Origin of the sequence: Rhodoferax sp., assembly GCF_025354435.1 — a bacterium.
Classification (GTDB): domain Bacteria; phylum Pseudomonadota; class Gammaproteobacteria; order Burkholderiales; family Burkholderiaceae_C; genus Rhodoferax_B.
The window spans coordinates 66,344-76,852 of record NZ_JANXMU010000024.1 but is presented as its reverse complement, the minus strand read 5'-3'; the positions used below and the strand labels follow the sequence as shown (position 1 = coordinate 76,852).

The 10,509-nt window shown below is 63.3% G+C and carries 12 protein-coding genes; 7 read left to right on the top strand and 5 right to left on the bottom strand.

Annotated elements, in window-relative coordinates:
- Nucleotides 1-125: 125 nt before the first annotated feature.
- Nucleotides 126-695, bottom strand: coding sequence for a CSS-motif domain-containing protein (locus Q0T48_RS06020; RefSeq protein ID WP_295953812.1), 570 nt, complete (start codon nt 693-695; stop codon nt 126-128).
- A 163-nt stretch (nt 696-858) separates the two neighbouring features.
- On the bottom strand, nt 859-1,455 hold the full coding sequence (locus Q0T48_RS06015) for a helix-turn-helix domain-containing protein (protein ID WP_295953809.1): 597 nt from the start codon (nt 1,453-1,455) through the stop codon (nt 859-861).
- A gap of 88 nt (nt 1,456-1,543) precedes the next feature.
- On the opposite strand from Q0T48_RS06015, the gene kbl reads away from it, so the two are divergent.
- Together kbl and Q0T48_RS06005 are read left to right on the top strand one after the other, a co-directional pair.
- Nucleotides 1,544-2,770: a glycine C-acetyltransferase gene (gene kbl, locus Q0T48_RS06010; RefSeq protein ID WP_295953806.1), complete on the top strand. Its 1,227-nt coding sequence runs from the start codon at nt 1,544-1,546 to the stop codon at nt 2,768-2,770.
- Nucleotides 2,767-3,708 carry an NAD-dependent epimerase/dehydratase family protein gene (locus tag Q0T48_RS06005; protein ID WP_295953803.1) on the top strand — a complete coding sequence of 314 codons (942 nt, stop codon included), beginning with the start codon at nt 2,767-2,769 and terminating at the stop codon, nt 3,706-3,708. Before kbl ends, Q0T48_RS06005 begins: the two co-directional genes overlap by 4 nt.
- Before the next feature lie 135 nt (nt 3,709-3,843).
- On the opposite strand, the gene Q0T48_RS06000 is transcribed toward Q0T48_RS06005, so the two are convergent.
- A complete protein-coding gene (locus Q0T48_RS06000; protein ID WP_295953801.1) occupies nt 3,844-4,212 on the bottom strand; it encodes a phosphomannose isomerase type II C-terminal cupin domain in 369 nt (122 codons plus the stop codon).
- A gap of 292 nt (nt 4,213-4,504) precedes the next feature.
- Between Q0T48_RS06000 and Q0T48_RS05995 the strand changes: the two genes are divergently transcribed.
- From Q0T48_RS05995 to Q0T48_RS05985, 3 genes are all read left to right on the top strand, one after another.
- On the top strand, nt 4,505-4,867 hold the full coding sequence (locus tag Q0T48_RS05995; RefSeq protein WP_295953799.1) for a BON domain-containing protein: 363 nt from the start codon (nt 4,505-4,507) through the stop codon (nt 4,865-4,867).
- Between the two features lie 80 nt (nt 4,868-4,947).
- Nucleotides 4,948-5,259, top strand: coding sequence for a BON domain-containing protein (locus Q0T48_RS05990; protein ID WP_295953794.1), 312 nt, complete (start codon nt 4,948-4,950; stop codon nt 5,257-5,259).
- Nucleotides 5,260-5,415: 156 nt separating this feature from the next.
- Entirely contained in the window at nt 5,416-5,757 is a 342-nt protein-coding gene (locus Q0T48_RS05985; RefSeq protein WP_295953791.1) for a BON domain-containing protein, read from the top strand.
- 76 nt (nt 5,758-5,833) lie between these two features.
- On the opposite strand, the gene Q0T48_RS05980 is transcribed toward Q0T48_RS05985, so the two are convergent.
- The gene (locus Q0T48_RS05980) at nt 5,834-6,565 is read right to left on the bottom strand and encodes a response regulator (RefSeq protein ID WP_295953789.1); all 732 of its coding nucleotides are present in this window, start codon (nt 6,563-6,565) and stop codon (nt 5,834-5,836) included.
- A gap of 79 nt (nt 6,566-6,644) precedes the next feature.
- Between Q0T48_RS05980 and Q0T48_RS05975 the strand changes: the two genes are divergently transcribed.
- Together Q0T48_RS05975 and Q0T48_RS05970 are read left to right on the top strand one after the other, a co-directional pair.
- The gene (locus Q0T48_RS05975) at nt 6,645-8,738 is read left to right on the top strand and encodes a sensor histidine kinase (RefSeq protein ID WP_295953786.1); all 2,094 of its coding nucleotides are present in this window, start codon (nt 6,645-6,647) and stop codon (nt 8,736-8,738) included.
- 66 nt (nt 8,739-8,804) lie between these two features.
- Nucleotides 8,805-9,173 (top strand): hypothetical protein, encoded by a 369-nt coding sequence (locus tag Q0T48_RS05970; RefSeq protein ID WP_295953783.1) that lies wholly within the window; start codon nt 8,805-8,807, stop codon nt 9,171-9,173.
- A gap of 62 nt (nt 9,174-9,235) precedes the next feature.
- On the opposite strand, the gene Q0T48_RS05965 is transcribed toward Q0T48_RS05970, so the two are convergent.
- A complete protein-coding gene (locus Q0T48_RS05965) occupies nt 9,236-10,468 on the bottom strand; it encodes a M20 aminoacylase family protein (RefSeq protein WP_295953780.1) in 1,233 nt (410 codons plus the stop codon).
- Nucleotides 10,469-10,509: the final 41 nt, after the last annotated feature.

Genomic DNA, 10,509 nt, shown 5'->3' with positions numbered 1-10,509 from the left:
CGACGCAGGCATTCACGGCCCTGGCGCTGGCCAACATCTACCTGGGGCGCAAGGAGTTGCTGGCACAGGTGCGTCCGTAGGGGCGCAAAGTGGGCCCAAAGGCCCGCGAACCTAGCCCCAAGGGGTTAGAAAACGACTCGTGTTGGCCGGATTCGGCGCATTCTTGTTATCAGTACCCCGGAAGAGCCATTTTGAATGGCCTTGTTCAGCATTGCCTTAAGGTAATAGTGGCCAATCGAGCCCTCGATACCGCCTTCGGCAGCGGCGCTGGGAGTCTCCAGCAGGCCGATGTTGGTGGTGCAAAACAGCTGGCGTTGCGGGTTCAGCAGGCCAATGTCACGCGCGTAGCGGTGGGTAAACATCAGGCTGCGCAGCCGGTTCAGGTTATCGGGCGTACAGACCGGGGCAAAAGAGGTATTGAGTTCGTCCAGCAGCAGGCTGATGTCGGCCTGCAGCTCTTGCATGCTGGTAATCACCTGCGCATGGCCGCTTTCGATGGCCTGCAACCGCAATTGCACGGATACCAGCATGACAGCCAGCGCCATGGCCAAGCCCACCGCGTAGGCGCAGACGGTTCCCACGGTCCGCGGGTAGCGGCCCAGGAAGCGGTTCAGCCCGAACAGGCCAGCACCGGGGGTTGCAGGGGCGGCCTTTATGGCCGGTATCCCCGCCGGTAACCCCAGCTCTGCCTGCATAGGAAATCTAGCCCAGACCACGACCCCTGCATGTGCTTTTCCTCAAAAAACGTGGATGACCAAGGCGAGCCCGGGATATGCAGAAATTATGGAGTAAATACCATTGCAATTTGTTGCAACATTAAGCGTAAACAAAATTTACCTGTGTGTCCCGCCACCCCGTTCATCCAGCGTGCACCACCACCAGCCAGGCGGTGGCCTCGACCTTGCCCGGGTTGCGGATGGCATGCGGACGGTCGGCGGCGTAGCGGGCGGTTTCTCCAGGGACCAAATGCTGCCGGGCATCGCCCGACACCAGGTCCAGCGCGCCGGTCAATAGCGTCAGGTGTTCGCGCGTACCGGCCTCGTGCGGTTGCGACTCCAGCGCGCCACCGGGCTGAATCGCCAGCGCGTACCACTCAAACTGGCCCGCCAGGTCGATGGGGCCCAGGATGCGCAGCTCGCAGGCACCGTCTGGGTGGCGCAGCGACGGCGTGGCGTGGGCGGGCACCACCGTGATGACGGGCTCCATCGGCGGCGGCGCAGATGCCAACAGGTCGCCCAGCGGCACCCCCAGCGCATTCGCCAGCCGCCAGACCACGGCCACCGTGGGGTTGGCCTGGGCTCGCTCGATCTGCGACAGCATGGACTTGGACACCCCGGCCTTGCGCGACAAGGCATCCAGCGACAGAGTCTGCGCCTGGCGCAGCGCCGCCAGGGTGTCGCCCACGCGGGGCGGCTCGGCACTGGCAGCAGAAATTTTGGGGGAGCGTGGGGCCATGTTGCATCCAATATATTGATTTATTGTTCGATATACAGCACAATTTCGTTTTACTGTAATTAGCATTGTGCCGCAGGAGCCCGCCCCCATGACCATCACCGCCACCACCTCCGCCTTCTACACCCACCTGCAACAAGAGCTGCAAGCCATCCGCGATGCTGGCCTGTACAAAGCCGAGCGGGTGATCTCCAGCGCCCAGGGGCCGCGCATCCAGACCGTGGCGGCCGATGGCTCCACCCGCGAGGTGCTGAACCTGTGTGCCAACAACTACCTCGGCCTGTCCAGCCACCCTGCCGTGGTGGCGGCAGCCGCCGAGGCCTTGCACACCCACGGCTACGGCCTGAGCTCGGTGCGCTTCATCTGCGGCACGCAAAACATCCACAAGACGCTGGAAGCGCGTTTGTCGAAGTTCCTGGGCACCGAGGACACCATCCTCTACGCCGCGGCCTTCGATGCCAACGGCGGCCTGTTCGAGCCGCTGCTGAGCGAGGACGATGCCATCATCAGCGACGCGCTGAACCACGCCAGCATCATCGACGGCATCCGCCTGTGCAAGGCCAAACGCTACCGCTACGCCCACAACGACATGGCCGACCTGGAGCGCCAGCTGCAGCAGGCCAAAGCCGATGGCGCGCGCCACACCCTGGTGTTTACCGACGGCGTGTTCTCCATGGACGGCACCATTGCCCAGCTCGACGTAATGCGCAATCTGTGCGACCAATATGGCGCGCTGCTGGGTGTGGACGAATGCCATGCCAGCGGCTTCATCGGCGCCACCGGGCGCGGCACGCACGAGCACCGCGGCGTGTTCGGCAAGGTGGACATCGTCACCGGCACGCTGGGCAAGGCGCTGGGCGGTGCGTCGGGCGGCTTCACCAGTGCCCGGCGCGAGGTGGTGAAGCTGCTGCGCCAGCGCTCACGGCCCTATTTGTTCAGCAACACCGTAGCCCCCAGCATCGTGGGCGCGTCGATTGCGGTGCTGGACCTGCTGGAGGCCTCCACCGCCCTGCGCGACACCCTGGCCGACAACACCGCCTACTTCCGCAGTGCGCTGTTGCAGGCCGGGTTCGACATCAAGCCCGGCGAGCACCCTATCGTGCCCATCATGGTGTATGACGCGGTGGTGGCGCAAAAGCTGGCGGCGCGCATGCTGGAGCTGGGGGTGTACGTGGTGGGCTTCTTCTTCCCGGTGGTGCCCAAGGGCCAGGCGCGCATCCGCGTGCAGATGAGCGCGGCACACCAGCGGGCTGATCTGGAACGCGCCGTGGCCGCCTTCACCCAGGCCGGGCGCGAACTCGGATTGATTGCAGCATGAACCCGCGCATTTTGATCATTGGTGCCAACGGCCAGATCGGCACCGAACTCACCCACGCCCTGGTGCAGCGCCATGGCGCTGAGGCCGTCATCACCAGCGACATGGTGCCCAAAGGCCGCGTGCAAGGCCTGCGCCACGAAATGCTGGACGTGACCGAGACACAGGCCCTGACCGAGGTGGTCGAACGCCACCACGTCACCCAGATCTACCTGCTGGCCGCCGCCCTATCGGCACGCGGCGAGCAGCACCCCAAATGGGCCTGGGACCTGAACATGAAAAGCCTGCTGAACGTGCTGGAACTCGCCCGCACGCACAAACTGGACAAGGTGTTTTGGCCCAGTTCCATCGCCGCTTTTGGACCCAACACCCCGCGCGACCACACCCCGCAGCACACCGTGATGGACCCCAGTACGGTCTACGGCATTTCCAAACTGGCGGGCGAAGGCTGGTGCAACTGGTACCACCGCAACCACGGCGTGGACGTGCGCAGCCTGCGCTACCCCGGCCTGGTGAGCTGGAAAACCGCGCCCGGCGGCGGCACCACCGACTACGCCATCGAGATATTCCATGCCGCGCTGAAAGTGGGCCGCTACACCAGCTTTCTGGCGGGCGACACGGCGTTACCGATGATGTACATGCCCGACGCCATCCGCGCCACACTGGAATTGATGGAAGCCCCCCGTGACAGCGTGCGCGAACGCGGCTCCTACAACCTGGGCGGCATCAGCTTCACGCCCGTGCAGATCGCCGATGCGATTGCCCGACACGTACCGGGGTTCAGCCTGGAATGCGTGCCCGATTTTCGGCAGGCGATTGCCAACAGCTGGCCCCGCTCCATCGACGACTCGGCGGCCCAGCAAGACTGGGGTTGGAAGGCGGAATACGACGTGGACGCGATGGTCCAGGACATGCTGGTAAACCTCAGCGCTCAGAAATAAACACTGTCAGCCCCCCAGCCTCGCGCAGCGAGGCTCCCTCGAGAAACACCGCAAAACTGGCTCCGCCAGGCTGCTGGTGTTACCCCCTGCAAGGGGGTTGGCGGCCACACGCAGTGGGCAAGCCTGGGGGTGTACTTACTCCCTGCCGTAGTCGTCTTGCAGGCGGACGATATCGTCTTCGCCTAAATAGTCGCCAAACTGCACTTCCATGATCTCCACCGGGCCGGTGGTCTTGTTGGCCAGGCGGTGCACTTCGCCGATGGCGATGTCTACATGCTGGCCCAGGGTCATCTCCAGCACTTTGTCGCCCACGGTGATGATGGCCGTGCCGACCACCACTACCCAGTGCTCGGCGCGCTGGTGGTGCTTTTGCAGGCTGAGCTGCTGGCCGGGATGCACGCCGATGCGTTTGATCTTGTGGCCTGGGGCTTCAAACATCGTTTCATACCAGCCCCAGGGGCGTTCGGTACGTTCAATGGCGACGGTACGGGTGGAGGTTTGCATGGTGCGCAGGTTCCGATAAGCAAAAAGACCGGGTTGTCCACCCATGATAACCCGTGAAGTTGCAGTAAAGCGTAGCGTTATTTTTTAGATAAAAATGGCCTTTAGCACATATAGAAATTACGCTAGTAGCTATATTTTAAATAGCAAAACAAAGGCACACATTAAAACAAGGGTTAACCCGCAGATTGCAATTGCAACACGGTGTGGCCCATCCGTCACAGACATCGGCGGTGCGGGCGAGAAGATCACCCCATCGCACCACAGTGGCTGCGAACCTTCCAAGGAACCCACCATGACAGTCTCTCTCAAACGCATCGCCACCAGCACCCTGATTGCACTGGCCGCTGGCCCCCTTTTCGTAGCCTCCAGCATGGCTGGAACCGACGCGGTGGTCGTCGCCAGCGCCGCCAGCACCAGTGCCACCGCCAACGGCGACAAAGCTTTGGCTTCTGCGGTAGCCAATGCCATCAGCCAGTCCATGGGCAGCCAGGTCAAGAACGTGAAAGTCTCCAGCAACGACGGCACTGTCACCCTCAGCGGCTGGATCACTGGCCCCGACCAGGAATCCCAGGCCCGCCACATCGCGGCCAACGTACCTGGTGCCACCAAGGTCTACAGCCGCCTGCGCACCTGGTCCAGCGAAACCTACAACTAACCGATAGACCACGATCTGCTTGCCCTGGGTGGGCAAATTGCCTAAGCTGTTTAGCCACGTATCCCATGCAAGGAGCCACCATGCAGCGCCCTCTCACCCACCTCGCCGCCAGCACCGTCTTGGCAATAGCCGCCGGTCCGCTGATGGTGGCTTCCAGCATGGCCTCTACCAGCGACGAGGCTTTGCAAAGTTCAGCCCAAGAGGCCATCAACCAGTCGCTGGGTTACCGGGCCAAAAGCATCACCGTGACCGCTGAAAACGGCACCTTGATCCTGCACGGTTGGGTCAATGGCGCGCGCCAGGTGTCCCAGGCGCGTACCGTTGCCAGCACCGTTCCCGGTGCCACCGACGTATACAGCCACTTGCGCATCTGGTCTACCTTTGCGGAGTAAAGGTCTGTTTCTTTAAAGCGAATCCGGACAATAACTCTGCTGGTGTACGGTTTATTTAAGCTACGATAAAGTGCGTGTAAATTTTTATAGCGCGCAGGTACACCAGCACAGTGGCCTATTTCTTTATCCACCACCAAGACAAGAGAGACACACAACATGGCTATCCAAATCAACCGCCTCGCCGCCAATATCTTGCTTGCCTTTGTTGCAGGCACCGCAATGGTCGGCTCCAGCATGGCTGCCACCGACAAGCCTGCTGCGGTCGCTACGCCTGCCGACAAAGAACTCAACTCCGCCGTGATGGATGCATTGAAAGCATCGCTGAACGACGACGCGGCCAAACTCAAAGTTTCGTCCAAAAAGGGTGTTGTCACCCTCAGCGGCTGGATCAACAACGCTGAACTCTCCACCCAGGCCCGCGAAGTCGCTGCCAAGGTGCCCGGCGCCAAGAAGGTCTACAGCCGCGTGCGCATTTGGTCTACCGACGTGACTAAGTAATACACCAAACGGTATTCTGAAAAAAGCGGCGGGAGCTTGGGGCTCCAGCCGCTTTTTTTATGGGCGCAATACCCGCTTAGTACAAGGTTTCCACCTCACTGGCCAGCAGGTAACCCGCGCCGCGCTCGGTGACGATCAGCATCGGGTTGGCCGAATCCACCTCCACCTTCAGGCGCAAACGGCGGATCTGCACGTCGATGGTGCGGTCGTATACCTCGGCCTCGTGCAGGCGCGACATGGACAGCAACTGGTCGCGCGACAAGACCCGCTGCGGGGCCCGGCACATGGCCCCCAGCAGACTGAACTCGCCGTTCGACAGCTCTACCGACACGCCCGCGGGCGACACTAGACGGCGGGTGCGCAAATTCAGCTCCCAGCCCGAGAAGCGGAAGGCCCGGCGGCTGTTGTCGCGCTCGGGCAGCGTAGCCTGCACCTGGTAGCGGCGCAGCACGGCGCGCACCCGGGCCAGCAGCTCGCGTGGACTAAAAGGCTTGGTGACGTAGTCATCGGCCCCTAGCTCCAGGCCCATCACCCGGTCAGCCTCTTCGTTGCGGCCGGTCAGGAAGATGATGGGCACACTGGCGCGCTCGCGCAGGGTGCGGGCCAGTTGCATGCCGTCTTCACCGGGCAGCTTCAAATCGAGCAGCACCAGGTCGATGGCTTCGCGGTCAATCACCTCAAACATCTCGCGGCCCGAGGCAGCGGCGCTGACGCGCAGGTCGTTGTCCCCCAGGTATTCGACCACCAGCTCACGGATACTCGGATCGTCGTCGATTACTAAAATGTGCGGGGCAGTAGGGGTGGTCATCGTGTGGAATATGGCTCTTCGTGTTTCAATAAGTATCAACGATGGCCGCATACTGGCACAACCGAGGGATTCCCTGACTATGCAATGGATATGGCAAAGACTGCGGGCCGGTGTGCCCCGCCTGTGGATGGTGGCCATCAGCTTGGGCGTGGCGCTGGTGGTGGTGGCCTTTGTGGCCCTCACACACCTGCGCGGCGAAGCCGTCAACAGCCAGTCGCGCGAACTCAGCATGCTGTCGCTGGCCCTTACCGACGAGATCCACCGCGAGCTGCGCGGCATGAACGCCGGCCTGCACGCCATGCAGGTGGAGCTAAACGAAGGCAGCCTGCCCACGGTGGGATCGGCCGCAGCACGCGCCCTGCAAACCCGCACCGAGCTGATGTCCATGGTGGACACCCTGACGCTGGTAGACCGCAATGGCCAGGTGCTGTCGTCGTCCAACCCCACCCCCATGCCCAACCAGACCACCTTCGCGCCGGGGCTGAACCAGCTGGAGACCGAAGCCGTGGCCGTGAGCCGCCCCTTTATCGACCCGCGCACCCAAACTCCGCTGGTCACGCTGGCTGTGCCGTTTGTGGATGTGACGGGTCAGCCCGCGGGCTGGATATTTGCCACCATGCGGGCCGAAGCACTTTTGGGTGCTTTTTCGGTGGCATCGCCCGCCGCCGATGCGCGCATGGCCGTGTTCCGCCGCGACGGCGTGCTGCTGGCCGGGGGTGTGGTCAATAAATCCCGTTGGGACGAGGCCACCATCGCCCGGCGCCTGGCCACCCAGCGCGCCACCGAACTGCGCCATCTGCCCGACGGCACCGAGCGCCTAGTCGCACTGCACAGCCTGGAGCGCTACGGCCTGGAAGTGGTGTTGACCCGCGATCTCAACGTGGTGCTGGTAGCCTGGCGCGAGGCCGCCCAGCTCACCGCCGTGGGTGTGGTGCTGCTGCTGCTGGTGATGGCCGCTTCGGTGCACTTGGTATTGCGCGCCAACCAGCGCCGCACCGCCGCCCAGGTGACGCTGCAAACCCAGCTGTCGCGGGCCAACAAGCTGGAGTCGCTGGGCGAGCTGGCAGGCGGCGTGGCGCATGACTTCAACAACGTGCTGGCGGCCATCGTCGGCTTTGGCGAAATGGCGCAAGATGCCGCCCCCCCCGGCAGCGCCCAGGCCCGGCACCTGGACAAAGTACTGGGCGCGGCCCTGCGCGGCAAGGCACTGGTGGAGCGCATTCTGTCGTTTGGCCGGGGCGGTGGCTGCGCGTCCGCCGTGTTCGAACTGGAACCCATCGTGGCCGAAGTGCTGGCTCTGCTGGCCGCCACCCTGCGCCCCGGCGTGGTGCTGGAACGTGGCCTGGAAGCCCCCGGCGTACTCATGCGTGGCGACCCCACACAGGCCTTCGAAGCGGTAATGAACCTGTGCACCAACGCCATGCAAGCCATGCCCCAGGGCGGCATGGTGCGGGTGCAACTGGTGCGCCAGCAGGTGGAACGGCGGCGGGTGCTGTCGCACACCCAGTTGTCTGCCGGACCCTACCTGGTGCTAACCGTGTCCGACCAGGGCAGTGGTATCACCCCCGAGGTGATGGAGCGGCTGTTTGAACCCTTCTTCACCACCCGGGGCGCACAGTCGGGCACCGGCCTGGGCCTGGCCGTGGTGCACGGCGTGGTGGCCGAATTTGGCGGTGCCATCGACGTGCAAAGCAAACCCGGCCAGGGAGCCTGCTTTACCCTGTACTTTCCCGAATGTACCGATGCGCCCAGCCCCAGCCGCCCCGTGGCCCTACCCACCTCCAACGGTGCGGGGCAAGCCCTGCTGGTGGTAGACGACGAACCCACCCTGGTCGCGCTGGCCGAAGAAATGTTCACCAGCCTGGGCTACCAGCCCGTGGGCTTCACCGATCCTGTCGCCGCCCTGCAGACCTTGCGCGCCGACCCGCAGCGCTTTGCCGCCGTGGTCACCGACGAAGTCATGCCCGGCCTGACCGGCATCCAGCTCACGGAGGCGATCCGCCAGTTTGCCCCCACACTGCCGATCCTGATGGTCAGCGGCTACGGCGGTGCCTCCCTGGCCCAGCGGGCCGCCGCCGCCGGGGTCTCGCGCCTGCTGACCAAACCCATGCAGCGTGACGAGCTGGCCCGGGCCATGGCCTTGCTGCTCAAACCGGTGCCACTACTTGTGTGACATATGCAACATAGCCGTTGTCCTGACGACACAAGGAAATAGGGCTTGAGAGTGCAAGATAGAAACGTGCCCACTCCGCACAGCTCTCCTCCTTTGCCCGAAGCCAGCCTGGTGATCCACGCAGCCGCCGACCCTGCGGTTAGGGGGACGCTATTCACCGCGCCGCTGGAGTGGCTGCACTGGATGCGCAGCCTGTACGCCCCACCGCTGCCCCCCAAACCCGATGGCCCCTTGCGCCTGCACATCGACAATCTGCAAGGCCAGCGCGTTTTCACCGCCGACGACGCGGGCTCCTTGGTCGAGCTGGCGCTTCCCGTAGGCACCTACAACGTGACCGCCGTGCTGGGCACCCTGTGCCGCGGCTACACCCTCACGCTGGTGGAAGGCGAGCCAAGCGACCTATACCTGTGCCCATCGCTTTGCAATGGAAAATAAACGCCTGGCGTTTTATAAACAAAATAGACCTCTAGCCCATATACTCTCTACACGAGTAGCTCTTATTCTGATAGCGGCATGAACTGCTCTGCCAAGCTGGCGTGCATGGCGGCGCCCAGGGGCAGGATGGCATCGTTGAAGTCGTAGCGGCTGTTGTGCAGCGCGCAGCTGCCGGGGCCGTTTTCGGTGCCCTGGCCAATGCGCATGTAGGCACCTGGCTTGACCTGCAGCATGAAAGAAAAGTCTTCCGAGCCCATGCTCGGATCCAGGTCGCGCACCAACTGCGACGAACCCACCAGGCCCTCGGCCACCCGCATCATGAACAGCGCTTCGGCCGTGGTGTTGATAGTGGGTGGGTACAGGCGCTCGTACTTCACCGAGGCAGTCGCGCCAAAACCCAGGGCCACCGCACTGCACAGCTCGGTGATACGCCGCTCGATCAGGTCTTGCACAGCAGGGTTGAAGGTACGTACCGTGCCCACCAGCGTGGCCTTGCCCGGCACCACGCTCATGGCACCCAGGTCGCCTGCCTGCACGGCGCAGATGCTGACCACCCCGCTGTCGATGGCGCGGATGTTGCGCGACACCACGCTTTGCAATGCGGTGATGGTGTGGGCGGCCACCAGCACCGGGTCCACATTTTGATAAGGATGCGCACCATGTCCGCCGCGGCCGGTGATCTCGATGGTGACGCGGTCGGACGCGGCCATCATCGCGCCCGTATTCAGGCCGATGATGCCGGGCCGCATGTGCGGCCAGTTGTGCATGCCAAACACGGCCTGCACCGGGAAGCGCTCGAACAGGCCGTCGTCGATCATGGCCTTGGCCCCCGCATAGCCCTCTTCACCGGGTTGGAAGATCAGCGCCACCGTGCCGTCGAAGTTGCGCGTCTCGGCCAGGTAGCGGGCTGCACCAACCAGCATGGCGGTATGGCCATCGTGGCCACAGCCGTGCATCAGGCCACCCTTGGCCGACTTCCAGGCGAAATCGTTTTGCTCAGTCATGGGCAGCGCGTCCATATCGGCGCGCAGGCCAACCATCTTGCCGCTGGTGTGTCCGCTATGGTGGTTGCGCCCGTGGATGACACCGACCACGCCGGTTTTGCCAATGCCGGTATGCACCTCGTCCACGCCGCAGAGTTTGAGCGCCTGGGTTACGCGCTCAGCCGTATAAAACTCTTCATAGCCCAGCTCGGGGTGGGCATGCAGATCGCGGCGCAAGGCCGTCAACTCGGGGTGGAACTGGGCAATGTGCGCAAACGCGCGCCCGTTGGCTTGGAGCAATGGTGTGGACATGGAAAGCCTAAAACGCTGAAGTGCCAAAACTGTACAAGCTT